This is a genomic window from Flagellimonas aurea (assembly GCF_017313785.1).
In the GTDB taxonomy this organism is placed as follows: domain Bacteria; phylum Bacteroidota; class Bacteroidia; order Flavobacteriales; family Flavobacteriaceae; genus Flagellimonas; species Flagellimonas aurea.
The window spans coordinates 1-16,456 of sequence record NZ_JAFLNL010000017.1; the positions used below are offsets into that span (position 1 = coordinate 1).

The window sequence follows — 16,456 nt, forward strand, 5'->3', positions numbered from 1 at the left end:
CAACCACGAAAGAAGACATCAGTCCATCGACTATGAAAGACCCATTGATCTATTTAAAAGAGCAGCTTGATAATTATATTAGTTTTGTAGAAAACCTGTCCTAAAGATCGGGGTATCTACACTATAACAATATTTACGGTTGTTTTACCATTCTGTTCGCTAAAGCTCAAATCCCAATCTGAGCCGGGAAGGTTAGGATTTGCGTCTTTATCAGCAAAAGCATTCAGATAGGTAAAATTGGATTTAGGGGTTATGGATTTGTACTTTTGAATGGCCCAATGTTCTTGACCTTCAGGTCCCACCATGACATAGAACCGCATACCACCTTCGCGAAAATCCATCTGTTTTGTTTTGGATATATAAGGTTTTGGGGCCCACCATTGGTCCAGCAGTTCTTTTTTGGTAAAAGCATCCCAGACCAACGAAAGGTCTGCTGCAAATTCTTTGTCCACAAATACTGTTTTGGTTTTCTTGTCTACCTTAAAGTCAAAGAGCAAATTGTTTTTCATTTTTTATCCTTTTTTAGATTTGATAATACATTGTCAAGTTGATCGAATCGTGACTCCCATATTTGTCGATATTGTTCGATCCATGCATCCACCTCCTGCAGTTTCTCTATTTTGAGAGAATAATGAATCTCCCTTCCTTGCTGTTCTTGTTTTACCAGGTCGCATTCTGATAGTATTTTCAGATGCTTGGAAATGGATTGGCGTGAGGTATTGAAATTTTCCGCAATGGCATTAGGTGTCATGGCCTGTACCGCAATAAGTGCGATAATTGCCCTTCGTTTGGGGTCTGCAATCGCCTGAAACACATCTCTTCTCATAATTTTAAATGAAACCGATTGGTTGCAAATATATGCAACTATTTGGTTTCGCAAAATTATTTTACAACTTTTCTTTATGAAATTGAATTTTTGGTTTGCTTTTAAGGGAATGTATTATTGTGCGGACCCTTACTGATGATGTTGTCCAAAAGTCAACAAATTGTTGTCCGGATCCAAAAGGGAGAACTCTTTCTGCCCCCAGGGTTTTACCTCTAATTTTCCGTTCGGGTGTATTTTGGTATTTTTTGCCAGCAAGGATTGATAAAGCTCATCGATGTTGTTCGTGCGTATGTAGACTTGGCCGTAGTTTTCTTTGGGGTCGATGTCCCGGAATTCAAAAAAATGGATTTGGACCTGATCTTTTTCCAACATTAGATAACCATCATAATCGGCGTTTCCAAATATGTTGAAGCCTAATTGACCGCAATAGAAATCACGTGTCGTTTTTTTATCTCGCATCGGAAGTTTCGGATTAATGTCGGTGAGCATGGAAAATTGTTTTGTGTTGAACAATTAAGAAAAGATCATGCTTTTTAACCGTTAATCCTACAAAAAGATACTCCCACGAAATCTTTTTCATTCACGCATCCACATGGCGGGCCAATTATATTCTCTAGAAATGGCTCGTACTATTTCATGGACCAAAGGGAAACCATTGTCGGAATTTGTCATAATTACCGCTCCACGACCCTTGTTGGCGAAGGATACTGCATAGCAAACAAATCCTGCATTTCCTCCTGTGTGCCTAAAACGAAAAGCGTCCCCATCTCCATCTATCCCAATTCCGATGCCACCCGCATTGGGTACCCTGGTCATCATTGTCCTTGCTGATTCTTGGCTCAGCAAACTACTATCTTCTCCACGATATGATTTTCCCAGTGCTATCATAAACAGGGCTAAATCGGTTGGATTGGTCCAAAGCCCGGCTGCTGCCTTTTCGGGGTAGATATGATAACCGCCATCCACAACTTTTCCATTTTCATTGTAGCCATTTGCAGTTAAACTATCCAACCTTTCTGGTAGTGGATAAGCAAAGGAACTGTTCTTCATTTCAGTTGGATTGAGTACCAAAGTGTTTAGTAGTTGGGGAAACGCTTCTCCGGTTACATCTTCCATCAACATTTGCAACACTTCCATTCCACCACCCGAATATAATTCGGACTCCCCAGGTTTTTGGACAACACGAACAGGTTCTGAATTCGTCATATCACTTCCTTGTACTATTTCCAAAAGCGTTGGGATCGAATCTTTTTTGTTGTAACCTTGGAAACCGGATGTGCTTAAACCAGAAGTATGGCTCATAATTCTACGAGGTGTTACTTTTTCTATTTTGGTAAATTGATTATCGGGTACTTGCCATCTATCTAATTTTGAGTTTACATTTTCATTGAGGGAAAACTTGTTTTTTTCTATCAATTTAAATGCCGCAACACTGGCAACTGGTTTAGAAATCGAAGCTGCTTGAAAGAGAGTGCTTTCGTTTACATTTTTCCCTGTTTCCTTATTTTTTTTACCGTAGCCTTTTGACCAAAGGATTTTATTGTTGTCAAAAACCGTAATGCTGACCCCAGGTACATTTAAGGCTTCCATTCTTGATTCAAGGGTAGTGGCTATGGAATCATTCTTGCCATTTTCGTCTATTTTGTAAATGTTGTTTTCAATCCTTGATTGTATCAAGGATTCTTCTGCTATTGAGGAATTGACGATTTTCTTTTTTTTATCGGAATTGCATGCCAATGTCAAAAAGAAAATTACAATGAAGCTGAATTTGATTTTACGCATTATTTAATGGTTTTAGGAGATGAATTAATTCAAAGACGGTATTTTTTCTTGAGTGTTGCAAACTCAAATGGAAACCAATAGATAAAGCGATATCCAACAACTTAAGAACGATTCGGTAGAGGTAAGGAATTTCGCTAGTTTTTGTTATAACCTCAAAAACAAAAAAAACGCCCAAAGGGCGCTTTTCAAATAGTTTAGTTTTTAAGTCTCTTACAAATTCGGAATCTTCAACACTTGGTCCGGATGTATAACATCGGGATTCTTTAATTGATCGGTGTTCGATTCGAATATTTTATTGTATTTCATCGGGTCCCCGTAGTAATGCTTGGAAATCTTGCTTAAAGATTCCCCACTTTTTACAGTGTGGTATGCATATACGGAATCATCCTCCACCGTTATATTTGCTTTAATGTCCGAAGGGTTTTCGCCACCTATTTCTTTGATTTTGTCCCACAGCAAGTTTTTTTCATACTGGGTCTTGGTCATTCCCTTTATTTTTAAAACGTCGCCTTCAACGTTTACATCGCCGTTTTTCACTTCCAATTTCTCACCTAGGTCCAATACAGGTTGATACTTTGCTTTTACACTCATAAGGGTACTTTTTTATAGTTAATAAATTAGAACTCTCAAGATAATCAATCTGGCTTTATTTTGCCATTAAATAATTGTAATACTTTTTTTGCGGAAACCTTGCTTGTATACTTTGTATATCAATAATTTAATTGTATTTTTGCACCCCTTTTGGCAAGGAGGCAAGAGAAAAAAGGGAATTTAGAAAATCAATTTAAAACCACTTCCGCGGTAATTGTTCAACTCTTGTAAAAACGTGGAATACAAATTTTAATCAGCAAAGCATGGCTGAAGAAAAGCAAAACGTTGAGGTAGAAGAAACTACCGCAGCACCAGTAAAAGAAGAAACACAACCCCAACAAGATCCAAAGGAATTTCTTGAAAATTTTGATTGGGACAAGTACGAAGAAGGAATTGAGCGCGTAGACGATACTAAGCTTAAGGAATTCGAAACACTTGTAGAGGAAAACTTTGTGGACACTGCCGATGAGGAAGTAGTGGAAGGAGAAGTTGTCCACATGACGGACCGTGAGGCCATCATTGACATCAATGCCAAGTCCGAAGGTGTAATTTCCTTGAATGAGTTCCGATACAATCCAGACCTGAAAGTTGGAGATAAAGTTGAGGTGCTTATTGATATCCGTGAAGACAAGACCGGTCAATTGGTATTGTCTCACAGAAAAGCAAGAACCATTAAGGCGTGGGAGCGTGTTAACAACGCCCACGACAAAGAAGAAATCGTAACTGGATTCGTAAAATGTCGTACCAAAGGAGGTATGATCGTTGACGTATTCGGCATCGAGGCATTCTTGCCAGGTTCTCAAATCGATGTGAAGCCTATCCGTGATTACGATCAGTACGTAGGCAAGACCATGGAGTTCAAAGTAGTGAAGATCAACCACGAGTTCAAGAACGTAGTGGTATCTCACAAAGCTTTGATCGAAGCGGACATCGAAGAACAGAAAAAAGAGATCATCGGCCAGTTGGAAAAAGGTCAAGTATTGGAAGGTGTCGTCAAGAACATTACATCTTACGGGGTATTTATCGACCTTGGAGGTGTGGATGGATTGGTACACATTACCGACCTTTCTTGGAGCCGTATCAACCACCCGAACGAGGTTGTGGACCTAGACCAGAAATTGAACGTTGTTATCCTTGATTTTGATGATAACAAATCAAGAATCCAGTTGGGTCTTAAGCAATTGGAGAAGCACCCATGGGATGCCCTAGGTGATGAGATCAAAGTTGGTGACAAGGTAAAAGGTAAAGTAGTTGTAATCGCTGATTATGGTGCATTTATCGAAGTTGCAGAAGGTGTTGAAGGATTGATCCACGTTTCTGAAATGTCTTGGAGCACTCACCTTAGATCTGCCCAGGATTTCGTAAATGTAGGTGATGAGGTTGAAGCTGTTGTGCTGACCTTGGATAGGGAAGATCGTAAAATGTCGTTGGGTATCAAGCAATTGACTCCAGACCCATGGACCGATATCACTTCTAAATATCCTGTTGGATCAAGACACAAAGGAATCGTTAGAAACTTTACCAACTTTGGTGTATTCGTAGAGTTGGAAGAAGGAATCGACGGTTTGATCTATATCTCCGACCTTTCTTGGACAAAGAAAATCAAGCACCCATCCGAATTTGTTACCGTAGGTGACACGTTGGAAGTGGAAGTATTGGAATTGGACGTAGAAGGACGCAAATTGAGCCTTGGTCACAAGCAGACCACAGAGAATCCTTGGGACAAATATTCCGATGAGTTCGCTGAAGGCACAGTGCACACTGCTGCAATCGCAGAGGTTGTTGACAAAGGAGCTACTATCAACTTTAACGAGGACATCGTTGGGTTTGTTCCACAACGTCACATGGAAAAAGAAGACGGCAAGAAGCTTCAAAAAGGAGAAGAGGCCGAATTCAAGATCATCGAGTTCAACAAAGATTTCAAGAGAGTTGTGGCCAGCCACACTGCCATCTTTAGAGAGCAAGAAGATAGAAATGTGAAGGCTGCTGCCAAGAAAAGAGCTGCATCTAGTGATGAAGCTGCTCCGACCCTTGGAGATGCCAACTCACAGTTGCAAGCATTGAAAGACAAGATGGAAGCTGATTCCAAGAAAAAGTAATCAGACTTTTCAATGATACAAAGCCCCGCTGGAAACAGACGGGGCTTTTTTATGTCCCGAAAATTTAAAGAATTCCTTACTTTTGTATTCAACCGAGTTGGTCGCACATAGCATATGAGTCAAAAAGTTCTGCTTACTTCAAAGGAAATCAACATCATACTGCACCGGTTGGCCTGTCAACTAATGGAAAATCATTTGGACTTTACCCATACCGCATTGATCGGTATTCAGCCCAGAGGTGTTTTTTTGGCAGAACGATTGGTAAAGATTCTCAAAAAGGAATACAAGATCAAGCATATTGATCTTGGTTTCTTGGACATCACTTTTTTTAGGGACGATTTTGGACGAGGGGAAATCCTCAAGGCCAATTCCACACAGATGAATTTTTTGGTGGAGGACAAAAAAGTCGTGTTCATTGATGATGTACTTTACACGGGAAGAAGCATCAGGGCGGCCCTTACGGCCATCCAATCCTTTGGAAGACCGAGCAACATAGAACTCTTGACCTTGATCGATAGGCGATTTAGCCGACATTTGCCCATACAGCCAACCTATCGCGGTAGACAGGTGGATGCCATAAACGAGGAAAAAGTCAAGGTAATGTGGGAAGAAAACGACGGTGAAGATAAAGTATATTTAGTAAGCAAATAATAGAAAATGAGCGAGTTAAGTGTAAATCACTTGTTGGGAATAAAATATCTGAACAAAAAGGATATATCGCTCATTTTTGAAACGGCAGACCATTTTAAAGAAGTGATCAACCGTTCCATTAAAAAAGTGCCCACGCTACGGGACATAACCATAGCCAATATCTTTTTTGAGAACAGTACCCGTACCAAGCTCTCTTTTGAACTCGCGGAAAAACGGCTTTCTGCCGATGTGGTGAACTTTTCGGCAGGGCAATCCTCCGTGAAGAAGGGAGAGACCCTTATCGATACCGTGAACAATATCCTGTCCATGAAGGTGGATGTGGTGGTGATGCGGCATCCCAATCCAGGAGCTGGAATATTCTTGTCCCAACACGTGAAGGCATCTATTGTAAATGCAGGTGATGGTGCCCATGAGCATCCCACACAGGCTTTGTTGGATTCCTTTTCCATACGGGAAAAATTAGGTGATGTAGGTGGAAAAAATGTGGTGATCGTTGGGGATATCCTGCATTCCAGAGTAGCCCTTTCCAATATTTTTGCACTTAAATTGCAAGGCGCCAATGTAAAAGTCTGCGGTCCAAAAACCCTTATTCCCAAACATATTGAATCCTTGGGCGTCGGAGTGGAAACGAACCTAAGAAAAGCCTTGGAATGGTGCGATGTGGCCAACATGCTCCGTGTGCAGAACGAACGGATGGATATCAGCTATTTTCCGTCCACTCGTGAGTACACCCAGCAATTCGGGGTCAACAAGGAACTGCTGAACAGTCTGGACAAACAAATTGTGATCATGCACCCGGGCCCTATCAACCGAGGCGTGGAAATTACAAGTGATGTGGCCGATTCCGACCAGTCCATCATATTGCATCAGGTGGAAAACGGAGTGGCCGTGCGAATGGCCGTACTTTACCTATTGGCATCAAAAATTAAGTAACATGATTTTCGACAAAGACGGGACAACAACCATTGTTTTTCAGGAAAAAACCACACTATCGGGATTTTTGGAGAACCTCAATAAGGCTTATCCCAAAATAAAGCACGACAACATTGTAATCAACCTTTTTTCATTTGACAAACTGAAGGTCAACGATGTCTTGGAATTTTTGGAGCTTTCCAACACCCATAAAGCTGGTGGTCAATCCTTCGTTTTGGTGACCGATAAGTTAAGTTATGATGAAGTTCCCGACGAGATCAGCGTGGTACCTACCCTGCAAGAGGCCAAGGACCTTATCGAAATGGAGGAAATTGAACGCGACCTAGGAATATGAAATTGACCGTACTTGGTTGTTATGCCGCGACACCACGAACATTTACCAATCCCACCTCCCAGGTACTCGAAATAAAGAACCATCTTTTTTTGATTGATTGCGGTGAAGGGACCCAAGTGCAACTTAGAAAGTATAGGGTCAAGTTTTCCAGGATCAACCATATTTTTATTTCCCATCTCCACGGAGACCATTTTTTTGGGCTTCCAGGGCTCATATCAACTTTTAGATTATTGGGTAGGGACAAGGAGCTTCACATTTATGGTCCCAAAGGAATCAAGCAAGCCATTACCTTATTTTTAAAACTAGGTGATTCCTGGACCAATTATCCTTTAATATTCCATGAACTGGAATCCAAGGAATCCGAACTTGTTTTTGAAGATGAAAAGGTCACCGTGCGAACAGTTCCCTTGATACATAGGGTTTACACCAACGGATATTATTTTGAAGAAAAGGAAGCACCCCGTACATTGAACGTGGAGGCAGCGAGAAAATTTGGTGTGGACAAGAGCCAGTTCAACAATATTAAAAAAGGGGTTGACGGCGTCGATGGCTATGGAACAGTAATACCCAATAAAAAGCTCACTTTAGACCCTCCCGAACCCAAAAGCTATGCTTTTTGCAGCGATACGGTTTATAACGAAGCTGTTTTGCCCATTATTAAGGATGTTACCGTGCTGTACCATGAATCCACTTTTTTAGATTCTGAGGTACATCTGTGCGAGAAAACAAAGCACTCTACATCCAAACAGGCGGCACTGATTGCAGAAAAGGCCAATGCAAAGCTTTTGATACTCGGGCACTATTCAACGCGCTACAAATCCATAGAACTGTTCAAAAAAGAGGCGCAAGAAGTTTTTCCGGTTGTAGAATTGGCAGACGATGGCAAGGTGTTCGATTTTGATCTCTGAAAAAATTACCAAACTTTTACAAATCCGTTGCTTTGAGGTGACCCTATTTTTGCCGAACTTCACATTATGCAAAAAGACCTTGGCGATTACAGGAAATCTTACGAAAAAAGCGAACTGACCGAAGCATCAGTAAAGGAAAACCCTATGGAACAATTTCAAAAATGGTTCTATGAGACAGAGGCTTCCGATGGAGTTGATGAGCCAAACGCTATGACGGTTTCCACCATAGGCTTGGACGGCTTCCCCAAAAGTAGGGTGGTGTTGATGAAAAAATTCACTTTTGAAGGTTTTATTTTTTACACCAATTACCATAGTGAAAAAGGCAGGGCCATTGAAGCGAACCCAGCAGTTTGCCTGTCATTTTTTTGGCCGAATATGGAACGTCAGGTCATTATAAAGGGCAAGGCCGAAAAAATCGCACCAAACCTTTCGGACGGTTATTTTGAATCCCGTCCCCATGGCAGTCAATTGGGTGCGGTGGTCTCCGACCAGAGTGAAGTGGTTCCGTCCCGCGAATATTTAGAGGATAAGTTAATGGACCTTGAACAAAAATACAATAATAAGGAAGTGCCTAGGCCTGAATATTGGGGAGGATATCTCGTACGGCCTATTTCCATTGAATTTTGGCAGGGACGCCCCAACAGGTTACATGATAGAATTAGATATTCCCTGCAAGAAGATTTTGATTGGAAAATAGAACGATTGGCACCCTAAAAACCCACGACAATGAAACAAATCATATTGATGAGGCACGGAAAATCCTCCTGGGATTACGATGTCTCCGACAAGGACCGCCCATTAAAGGAGAGAGGCATTAATGACGCCCACATGGTTGCCAAGACCTTTGGACTACATGCACCTTCAATCGATTTTATATATTCGAGTCCCGCCAATAGGGCCTTGCACACCAGTATGATTTTTGTGAGGAACCTTGAATTTGATCTTTCAAAATTTAACGTGACCAATCAACTTTACGATTTTTCGGGCAACAGTGTAGCGCAATTTGTGAAAAAGCTCGACAATCGTTTATCGACCGTTGCTATATTCGGACACAATTATGCTTTTACGTCGCTTGCAAATACTTGGGGAGATCAGTATATTGAGAACGTTCCCACTGCCGGACTTGTCCATATTACATTTGGTGTGGATGAATGGTCTAAAATATTAGAAGGAACCACTAAACAAATGGTCTTTCCAAAACACTTGAAGAAATAAATGATTAAAACAAAGAACGAATATATAAATCGGGAAATCAGTTGGTTGCATTTTAATGCAAGGGTGTTGCAAGAGAGCAAGGACCCTCGGGTCCCACTGATAGACCGACTTCGCTTTTTAGGGATTTTCAGTAATAATCTGGATGAGTTTTTTAAAGTAAGGTACGCAACGGTAAAGCGGATTGTAGATGCTGGAAAAACGGGTAAAAGTGTTCTGGGAGGTGAAAGGGCCAAGGATCTTTTGGAGGAGATCACCAAAATTGTAATCAACCAGCAGACACGTAGCCTTGAAATTTTTAAACAGATAGATAAGGAGCTGCGGGAAAAGAATATTTTCATCATCAGGGAGACCGAGGTAAATGAAAGTCAGGCCGAGTTTATTCGGGACTATTTCTTTAAAAAGGTGAACCAGGAATTGATGACCATCATACTAAACGACCTTACCGAGTTTCCTCTTCTAAAGGACACAGCAGCCTATTTGGCCGTTAAAGTGGTGATGAAAAACGGAACCGCCCGAAAAAAGCACAACCGATATGCATTGATCGAGATTCCCAAAGGTATCGACCGTTTCGTTGTGTTGCCCAAAGAAGGGGATAAGGACTATGTGATCATGTTGGATGATTTGATTCGCTTTTGCCTGGACAGTGTATTTACCATGTTCGATTTCGAATCCATTTCCGCCCACATGATCAAGATAACAAGGGATGCAGAACTGGATATCGATAACGATTTGAGCAAGAGTTTCATCGAGAAAATATCTTCCAGTGTAGAGCACAGAAAAATAAGTGATCCTGTACGTTTTGTATACGATAAAAGCATCGATAAGGATACGCTACAGTTCCTAAAGGAAAAAATGGACATTATGGGCACGGATAGTGTGATTCCTGGTGGCCGTTATCATAACAGAAGGGATTACATGGGCTTCCCGAGCTTGGGGAGACATGACCTCATGTACGATAAAATTGAGCCCCTACCGGTCAAGGGACTCAGTATGAAGGGTAGTTTGTTGGATATGATCGCCCACAAAGATTATATGATCTATGCGCCTTATCATACCTTCAGTTATGTGACCAAGTTCTTGCGAGAGGCCGCTTTGGACCCAAAAGTTCGTAGAATACAGATTACAATTTATCGATTGGCAAGCGACAGCCAGATTGCGTCCGCTTTGGTAAATGCCGTAAAGAACGGTAAGCAGGTTACCGTACAGATTGAGTTGCAAGCTCGCTTTGATGAACAGAACAACATTGAGTATGCCAATTACTTGCAAGATGAAGGCGTAAACCTAATTTTTGGCGTGCCCGGTCTCAAGGTCCACAGTAAAATCTGCTTGGTGGAACGGGAAGAGGAAGAAGGTATCAAGCGTTATGGATTCATCAGTACCGGTAACTTCAATGAGTCAACGGCGAAAATCTATACCGATTATACCTTATTTACGGCTCATCAGGGTATTCTTAAGGATATGAGCAAAGTGTTCGGGTTTTTCGAGACCAACTATAAAATCAACAAGTATAAGCACCTGATTGTTTCCCCGCATTATACCAAATCGACTTTTACCAAGTTGATCGATAAAGAGATCGCATTGGCCAAAGCAGGCAAAGAGGCCTGCATCAAAATAAAGATGAACAGCCTTACTTCCTATAAAATGGTGGATAAGTTGTACGAGGCCAGTAGAGCGGGAGTAAAGATTAAAATGATCGTTCGGGGTATTTGCTGTTTGATTCCCGGAGTTGAAGGCATGAGTGAAAATATTGAGGCCATTAGTATAGTGGATAAATTTTTGGAACACCCCAGACTGTTCATTTTTGGTAATGATGGAGACCCAAAAATCTATATTTCTTCAGCGGATTGGATGACACGTAATCTCGATTTTAGGGTAGAGGTTGGCTGTCCCATTTACGACCCGGATATTAGGCAAGAACTGCTCGATACGTTCGAGATATCGTGGAAGGATAATTCCAAGGCAAGGATATTTTCCGAAAAGCAGGACAACGCCTACAGGAAAAAGTTGAAAGGTCAACCCGAACTAAGGTCGCAATTTGAAATGTACGACTACTATAAAAAGAAATTGGAAAATTAAATGAAACATGCTTCGGTTTATCCGTGCATGGTTTCCTTTTTGCCAAGATCCCTCATGAGTTGGGCCTCATATTCCAAGAGGTCTTCCCATTTTTGGTTTACCTCTTCCGTATTGCCGTATTTCCGTGCAAACTTTAGGAACATGGTATAATGGTTGGCTTCGCTTACCATTAGGTTCCTGTAAAATTCGGACAGTTCTTCATCGTCTATTTCTTCGGAGAGTAATCTAAAGCGTTCGCAGCTTCGGGCCTCAATCAAAGCGGCGTATAAAAGTTTGTGAACCAAATGTGTATCCCTACTTCCGCCTTTAGGGAAAAATTTCATCAACTGGATTACATATTCATCCTTGCGTTCGCGGCCCAAGACCCATCCGCGCTTCAAAATTTTATCATGGACCATATTAAAATGTCCCATTTCTTCGCGGGCAAGGGCGGTCATTTCCTTTACCAGCTCTGATTTTTCAGGGAAACCAATAATCAACGAAATGGCGGTGCTGGCAGCCTTCTGTTCACAATAGGCATGGTCTGTCAAAATTTCCTCGATGTTCTTTTCTACAATGTTCACCCATCTCGGGTCCGTTGGAAGCTTTAGGCCTAGCATGAATATGTTTTTTTGATATTATGGGTGCAAAGATAACTGGAAACTACGGTATGTTAAAAATCCAGGTCAAACTCCTTGCGCAGGAGCTCGATGTTGGGATTTTTTTCTTTCAATTTTTGGTATTTTTCCTCTGGCGTAAAGGCAAACTTTTTGGCAACCTCCTCATTTACTGTGATGTAAAGGGAAATAGAATAGTTGTTCAGTTTTTGCTTGAGGTAATCCAGCATTAAACTTTGTTCCCGTTCAATCTCCTTTTTCATGGTGCCATTGGGAAGCTCTATCCAGATTACATGGTCATTTTTAAGTTTTGGAACATCTGTTTGAAGGTTACTGGCCAATATTTTTCTCCCCTGTCTTTCTAATTCATGTACAAAATCGTCCCAATGTTGTTGCATTTCCGATTCTTCAAAAGCATCTTTGGGAAGATCTTTCTCGTCTATGTTCGTTGATTTTGTGTTCTCATGAGCCTTTTTTACCTTGATACTAGATAACGAAAGCCCCGAAACCCTTTTTTCGGACCCCTTAATTTGTATTTTTTTGGGTTGATAAGGTTCCTTGGGTTCACTGACCAATTCTTTTTCAACTTTTTCTTTGGGAATGGAAACTTCTTCGGTGGACGTTGGTTTAGTTTCCGAGGGTGTTGTTTCTTTCTCTTCCTCGACTGGCGATGTGGATTGCAGGGTCTTGACAACCCTGCTTTCTGGAGCTTTGGTTCCGTTTGTATTGATGTTTTTTTCCTTGAAAAAGGATGCTGGGATTATGAAACTAGAGTTTTTTTTTTCTCCATCATAAGTGATGGACGCTAATTTCATAAGGGTGAGCTCTACAAGGAGCCGTTGATTTTTACTGCTCTTGTATTGCAGGTCACAATCGTTGGCCATATCAATGGCTTTTAACAAGAACTGTTTCGAAGTCTTCTTGGCTTGCTCTTGGTAGTGTTTTTCAACATCCTCTCCAACCTCAAGCAAGTTTAAGGTATCGGGATGCTGGCAAACCATTAAATCCCTAAAGTGGGAAGCCAGACCCGTGATAAAGTGGTGGCCGTCAAAACCAAGTGAGAGGGTTTTGTTGAACAAGAGCAATAGTTCAGGGATGTTGTTCCCAAGAATCAAATCGGTTGCAGAAAAATAAATGTCGTAATCTAGAACGTTGAGGTTTTCCGTTACGGCCTTTCTGGTCAATTCTTTTCCCGAGAAGCTCACTACGCGATCAAAAATGGACAAAGCATCCCGCATGGCGCCATCCGCCTTTTGGGCTATAATATGCAATGCACTTTCCTCGGCTTGTATGCCTTGCTGTTCGGCTATGTACTTCAGATATTCAGAGGCATCCTTTACCGTTATTCTCTTAAAGTCGAATATTTGACATCTGGAGAGTATGGTCGGGATAATTTTGTGCTTTTCCGTTGTCGCCAAAATAAAAATGGCGTGTTTTGGCGGCTCCTCCAGCGTCTTCAAAAAGGCATTGAATGCCGATTGAGAGAGCATATGGACCTCGTCGATGATGTAAACCTTGTACTTTCCTGTTTGTGGAGGAATGCGCACTTGGTCAATCAAACTACGGATATCATCAACGGAGTTGTTGGAAGCGGCATCCAGCTCAAAAATATTGAAGGCAAAATCCTCGTCCTCCCGTTCGGTTCCGTCTTGATTGATTTTTTTGGCCAAGATACGTGCGCAGGTGGTTTTTCCGACACCTCTTGGTCCGCAGAACAGTAAGGCCTGTGCCAAATGGTTGTTCTCGATGGCGTTCAGCAACGTATTGGTAATGGATGATTGTCCCACGACATCCTTGAATGTTTGGGGCCTATATTTTCTTGCTGATACAATAAAGGGTTCCAATACGCTGAAAAAATAGATTTCATACAAATATAAAAATAGCATTGGCGAAAGTTGAACCCAATACGGGAGTTACCACTTTTTTTATTAACAATTGGATTACCTTTGCGCCCAGCAGGCCACCTTATCGCTGCAAGTATGGGCAACCAAACTTGAAGAGGAAAGTCCGGACACCATAGTGCGGCATAGCGGGTAACGCCCGTCCGCCGAGAGGCGAGGACCAGTGCAACAGAAAGCAAGTACAGTTCGGCTGTAGTGAAATCAGGTAAACTCTATGCGGTGAAACGTCATGTAAACCAATGTTCGAGGGCTGCACGCCCGAGTTGGAGGGTAGGCGGTTGGAACACTTGGGCAACCATTTGTCTAGATAAATGATAAGGAGTCCCCAATTTAATTTGGGGTGCACAGAATCCGGCTTATGGCCTGCTTTTTATTCTATTTCAAAAAAACTGAATATACTTCCACCGTATTTGCGTTGTTCTGAAAATTGATGATGCTCGGAAAGATTGCTTTGGTCAGAATGTTCAATGATCAAAACACCATCATCCAAAAGGAGTTGCTTTTCAAAAACTAAGTCGGCAATTTTTAAGAACTGCTCGGTGCTAAAATCATAGGGAGGGTCGGCAAAAATAAGGTCAAACTTTTCAGGTGTGGCTTCCAGAAACTTAAAGACATCGGATTTGACGGGGGAAATTGAAAATTCAAGCTCCTGAGCGGTCTTCGAAATGTATCGGACACATCCAGGAAAACCATCAACGGCGGTAATGTTTTTAGCTCCACGGGATGCAAATTCGTAGCTTATATTTCCAGTGCCGGAAAATAGGTCCAACACCTTTAATTCATCAAAATAGAAACGGTTGTTCAAGATGTTGAACAGGGCCTCTTTGGCCATATCCGTGGTCGGGCGTACGGGCAACTTTTTAGGAGCCGTCAATCTTTTGCCCTTATATTTTCCTGAAATGATCCGCATTTAAAGTGCGCTTAATATGGAAAAGTCAATGCTTTCGTTTTCCAACTGTTCCAAAGTGAAGGAGGGATTGCTGGGAACAAAAACGGATATGTTTTTTACGTATTGGTAACAGAGCTCGTAAATAGGATCGTCCTCTTCAATAACACCGAATAATTTGAGCTGTATTTTTTCCAGGTCCATGTCCAATTGCTCCAAACTGAACAACAAATAGTAGAGAAAATCTTCCTTGTTCTTGAACGCAAATTGATTATAAAAGAGCAGTTTTTTCTCCGATACCACCAACATCTCCATCTCTCTTTCGGATACCTGTACGTAGCATGTGGGCTCGGATGAAGTTCTGTTGTGGTTAAGCAATGCATTTATGAGAACTGTTCCGCTGTGTTTGAACTCAAACTCCCCAAATAGCTCAAAAATGTAGTTGTTGATATTGGTATAGGGAATATAAACATTTACGATATCCTGATTGGGGATTTCATCGTATGCTATAAGATCGCTGGCCATGATCTTGGCGTTGAACTTAAGATAGTTTGGCAATTCTTCCTTGTTGAAAAGTGGCTTTGGCACCAAACCGAACATGTTGTTCTTGTGGATGACCAATACCTCGGAAAAGTCTTTCCCGATTTGATTTTGATTGCCCAACTTTTCCTTTAGCTCTTTGAGCATCAGATATGGGGTGAGCTGGGTTTTGAAACTTACCCTCTCAAAAGCAACAATTTTGTTGGTAATGGTGTCCACTACACAAAAAGAAAGTCCATTCAAGCCAGCTTGAATGGACAGTTTTCTATACGTGCTATTTTGTACGTTCTGTGCTATAGCTAGTTTTTCTTTTTTCTATCGTAGATAGGTGGCCAGTTACCGTTGGTGCTAACATCGGTCAATGAACCAACTTTTATTTCAGTACCGTTTACCTCTTCAACACTTTGATAAGACTTTTCTTTTTCAAGAAGGTCTTGTGGCTGGTCATATAGTACGACCTCTTTCTTAACTTTAGCTTCGAAAACTGGTGCTTTATATCCGCTCTTGTCGATGATATCGGCCTTCATTTCAAACTTCTCATTGTTTTGGGCGAAAGGCACATTCATCATGGTTTTGTAACGATCATCTGCTCCAAAAAGTGAATCTTTGACCTTTACGGTACCCAAAGTGTCGATGATGATAGTGTCTTGCTGCATATCGATTTGATAAGCTCTGTCATATCTCATGAAAGAGGAATCACGCTGCGTTGTAATGGTGTAGCTTCCAGTGTCAATAAATTGAATCAGGCTTTCAAAATTGCCAGCGTACTTACCGTTAACGGTTTTATAAGCTTCTTGTGAATCCCTGATGTCCTTAAGTTTGTTGATGACCTGGGTAAATCTTTCATTTCTTACCTTGTTGAACTCTATGGGGGCGTTGATCGAATCATAGATTTTATATCCAAGGTAAATGCTCAGAATTCCAAATAGAATTACTAAAACAGGCTTTACTTTTTGAGGTAAAAATCTATCGATCAAGAAAACTAGCCCTACGGTCACAAGGCATATTAAAACAACAATAAGAATTAAATTTAACATATCTGCTACTGTCTTTCAAAGTTAATTTAGTGGTTACAGACAAATCTACAATATTTTTTTTATTGCGAAACTTTTTGCTTT

The 16,456-nt window shown here is 41.3% G+C and carries 18 protein-coding genes and 1 other RNA gene; 9 read left to right on the forward strand and 10 right to left on the reverse strand.

Features of this window, described 5'->3' with window-relative positions; all coding sequences use genetic code 11:
* Positions 1 to 116: 116 nt before the first annotated feature.
* The 5 genes from J0656_RS19060 to J0656_RS19080 form a co-directional block, all read right to left on the reverse strand.
* Positions 117 to 509, reverse strand: coding sequence for an SRPBCC family protein (locus J0656_RS19060; RefSeq protein ID WP_207036726.1), 393 nt, complete (start codon positions 507 to 509; stop codon positions 117 to 119).
* Positions 506 to 826 carry an ArsR/SmtB family transcription factor gene (locus J0656_RS19065; RefSeq protein WP_207036728.1) on the reverse strand — a complete coding sequence of 107 codons (321 nt, stop codon included), beginning with the start codon at positions 824 to 826 and terminating at the stop codon, positions 506 to 508. The genes J0656_RS19060 and J0656_RS19065 overlap by 4 nt, the downstream gene beginning before the upstream one ends.
* A 129-nt stretch (positions 827 to 955) precedes the next feature.
* Positions 956 to 1,315, reverse strand: coding sequence for a bleomycin resistance protein (locus tag J0656_RS19070; protein ID WP_207036730.1), 360 nt, complete (start codon positions 1,313 to 1,315; stop codon positions 956 to 958).
* A gap of 87 nt (positions 1,316 to 1,402) precedes the next feature.
* Positions 1,403 to 2,608: a serine hydrolase domain-containing protein gene (locus J0656_RS19075; RefSeq protein ID WP_207036732.1), complete on the reverse strand. Its 1,206-nt coding sequence runs from the start codon at positions 2,606 to 2,608 to the stop codon at positions 1,403 to 1,405.
* Between the two features lie 210 nt (positions 2,609 to 2,818).
* Positions 2,819 to 3,199, reverse strand: coding sequence for a LysM peptidoglycan-binding domain-containing protein (locus J0656_RS19080; protein WP_207036734.1), 381 nt, complete (start codon positions 3,197 to 3,199; stop codon positions 2,819 to 2,821).
* A gap of 263 nt (positions 3,200 to 3,462) precedes the next feature.
* Here J0656_RS19080 and rpsA point away from each other — a divergent pair, with 263 nt between their 5' ends.
* The 8 genes from rpsA to ppk1 all read left to right on the forward strand — a co-directional run bounded on the left by rpsA (position 3,463) and on the right by ppk1 (position 11,415).
* A complete protein-coding gene (gene rpsA / locus J0656_RS19085) occupies positions 3,463 to 5,298 on the forward strand; it encodes a 30S ribosomal protein S1 (protein ID WP_207036736.1) in 1,836 nt (611 codons plus the stop codon).
* A gap of 114 nt (positions 5,299 to 5,412) precedes the next feature.
* Positions 5,413 to 5,949 (forward strand): bifunctional pyr operon transcriptional regulator/uracil phosphoribosyltransferase PyrR, encoded by a 537-nt coding sequence (gene pyrR, locus J0656_RS19090; RefSeq protein WP_207036738.1) that lies wholly within the window; start codon positions 5,413 to 5,415, stop codon positions 5,947 to 5,949.
* A gap of 6 nt (positions 5,950 to 5,955) precedes the next feature.
* Entirely contained in the window at positions 5,956 to 6,882 is a 927-nt protein-coding gene (locus tag J0656_RS19095) for an aspartate carbamoyltransferase catalytic subunit (protein WP_207036740.1), read from the forward strand.
* 1 nt (position 6,883) lies between these two features.
* Entirely contained in the window at positions 6,884 to 7,216 is a 333-nt protein-coding gene (locus tag J0656_RS19100) for a ribonuclease Z (protein ID WP_207036742.1), read from the forward strand.
* A complete protein-coding gene (locus J0656_RS19105) occupies positions 7,213 to 8,124 on the forward strand; it encodes a ribonuclease Z (protein WP_207036744.1) in 912 nt (303 codons plus the stop codon). The genes J0656_RS19100 and J0656_RS19105 overlap by 4 nt, the downstream gene beginning before the upstream one ends.
* Positions 8,125 to 8,190: 66 nt before the next feature.
* On the forward strand, positions 8,191 to 8,838 hold the full coding sequence (gene pdxH / locus J0656_RS19110; RefSeq protein ID WP_207036746.1) for a pyridoxamine 5'-phosphate oxidase: 648 nt from the start codon (positions 8,191 to 8,193) through the stop codon (positions 8,836 to 8,838).
* 12 nt (positions 8,839 to 8,850) lie between these two features.
* Complete coding sequence (locus tag J0656_RS19115; RefSeq protein ID WP_207036748.1) at positions 8,851 to 9,339, forward strand: SixA phosphatase family protein; 489 nt, start codon at positions 8,851 to 8,853, stop codon at positions 9,337 to 9,339.
* The gene (gene ppk1 / locus J0656_RS19120; protein ID WP_207036750.1) at positions 9,340 to 11,415 is read left to right on the forward strand and encodes a polyphosphate kinase 1; all 2,076 of its coding nucleotides are present in this window, start codon (positions 9,340 to 9,342) and stop codon (positions 11,413 to 11,415) included.
* Positions 11,416 to 11,432: 17 nt separating this feature from the next.
* Here the strand turns inward: ppk1 and J0656_RS19125 are convergent, their stop codons facing one another.
* Entirely contained in the window at positions 11,433 to 12,014 is a 582-nt protein-coding gene (locus J0656_RS19125) for a MiaE family protein (RefSeq protein ID WP_207036752.1), read from the reverse strand.
* A gap of 53 nt (positions 12,015 to 12,067) precedes the next feature.
* Positions 12,068 to 13,897 (reverse strand): DNA polymerase III subunit gamma/tau, encoded by a 1,830-nt coding sequence (locus tag J0656_RS19130; RefSeq protein ID WP_237688996.1) that lies wholly within the window; start codon positions 13,895 to 13,897, stop codon positions 12,068 to 12,070.
* A 66-nt stretch (positions 13,898 to 13,963) separates the two neighbouring features.
* Here J0656_RS19130 and rnpB point away from each other — a divergent pair.
* Positions 13,964 to 14,286: RNase P RNA component class A (rnpB, locus tag J0656_RS19135), an RNA gene on the forward strand.
* Here rnpB and J0656_RS19140 read toward each other — a convergent pair.
* From J0656_RS19140 to J0656_RS19150, 3 genes are read right to left on the reverse strand one after another with little or no spacing between them, the layout of a single operon-like run.
* Entirely contained in the window at positions 14,283 to 14,822 is a 540-nt protein-coding gene (locus tag J0656_RS19140) for an RsmD family RNA methyltransferase (RefSeq protein WP_207036754.1), read from the reverse strand. The two genes, rnpB and J0656_RS19140, sit on opposite strands and share 4 nt — an antisense overlap.
* Positions 14,823 to 15,581 (reverse strand): DUF3822 family protein, encoded by a 759-nt coding sequence (locus tag J0656_RS19145; RefSeq protein WP_237688997.1) that lies wholly within the window; start codon positions 15,579 to 15,581, stop codon positions 14,823 to 14,825.
* Positions 15,582 to 15,637: 56 nt separating this feature from the next.
* Positions 15,638 to 16,375, reverse strand: coding sequence for a hypothetical protein (locus J0656_RS19150; protein WP_108245033.1), 738 nt, complete (start codon positions 16,373 to 16,375; stop codon positions 15,638 to 15,640).
* Positions 16,376 to 16,456: the final 81 nt, after the last annotated feature.

What these genes read in the sequence shown, in the direction of transcription:
- J0656_RS19060 (WP_207036726.1), bottom strand. Translation starts at nt 509, where the DNA reads ATGAAAAACAATTTGCTCTTTGACTTTAAGGTAGACAAGAAAACCAAA.
- J0656_RS19065 (WP_207036728.1), bottom strand. Translation starts at nt 826, where the DNA reads ATGAGAAGAGATGTGTTTCAGGCGATTGCAGACCCCAAACGAAGGGCA.
- J0656_RS19070 (WP_207036730.1), bottom strand. Translation starts at nt 1,315, where the DNA reads ATGCTCACCGACATTAATCCGAAACTTCCGATGCGAGATAAAAAAACG.
- J0656_RS19075 (WP_207036732.1), bottom strand. Translation starts at nt 2,608, where the DNA reads ATGCGTAAAATCAAATTCAGCTTCATTGTAATTTTCTTTTTGACATTG.
- J0656_RS19080 (WP_207036734.1), bottom strand. Translation starts at nt 3,199, where the DNA reads ATGAGTGTAAAAGCAAAGTATCAACCTGTATTGGACCTAGGTGAGAAA.
- rpsA (WP_207036736.1), top strand. Translation starts at nt 3,463, where the DNA reads ATGGCTGAAGAAAAGCAAAACGTTGAGGTAGAAGAAACTACCGCAGCA.
- pyrR (WP_207036738.1), top strand. Translation starts at nt 5,413, where the DNA reads ATGAGTCAAAAAGTTCTGCTTACTTCAAAGGAAATCAACATCATACTG.
- J0656_RS19095 (WP_207036740.1), top strand. Translation starts at nt 5,956, where the DNA reads ATGAGCGAGTTAAGTGTAAATCACTTGTTGGGAATAAAATATCTGAAC.
- J0656_RS19100 (WP_207036742.1), top strand. Translation starts at nt 6,884, where the DNA reads ATGATTTTCGACAAAGACGGGACAACAACCATTGTTTTTCAGGAAAAA.
- J0656_RS19105 (WP_207036744.1), top strand. Translation starts at nt 7,213, where the DNA reads ATGAAATTGACCGTACTTGGTTGTTATGCCGCGACACCACGAACATTT.
- pdxH (WP_207036746.1), top strand. Translation starts at nt 8,191, where the DNA reads ATGCAAAAAGACCTTGGCGATTACAGGAAATCTTACGAAAAAAGCGAA.
- J0656_RS19115 (WP_207036748.1), top strand. Translation starts at nt 8,851, where the DNA reads ATGAAACAAATCATATTGATGAGGCACGGAAAATCCTCCTGGGATTAC.
- ppk1 (WP_207036750.1), top strand. Translation starts at nt 9,340, where the DNA reads ATGATTAAAACAAAGAACGAATATATAAATCGGGAAATCAGTTGGTTG.
- J0656_RS19125 (WP_207036752.1), bottom strand. Translation starts at nt 12,014, where the DNA reads ATGCTAGGCCTAAAGCTTCCAACGGACCCGAGATGGGTGAACATTGTA.
- J0656_RS19130 (WP_237688996.1), bottom strand. Translation starts at nt 13,897, where the DNA reads ATGCTATTTTTATATTTGTATGAAATCTATTTTTTCAGCGTATTGGAA.
- J0656_RS19140 (WP_207036754.1), bottom strand. Translation starts at nt 14,822, where the DNA reads ATGCGGATCATTTCAGGAAAATATAAGGGCAAAAGATTGACGGCTCCT.
- J0656_RS19150 (WP_108245033.1), bottom strand. Translation starts at nt 16,375, where the DNA reads ATGTTAAATTTAATTCTTATTGTTGTTTTAATATGCCTTGTGACCGTA.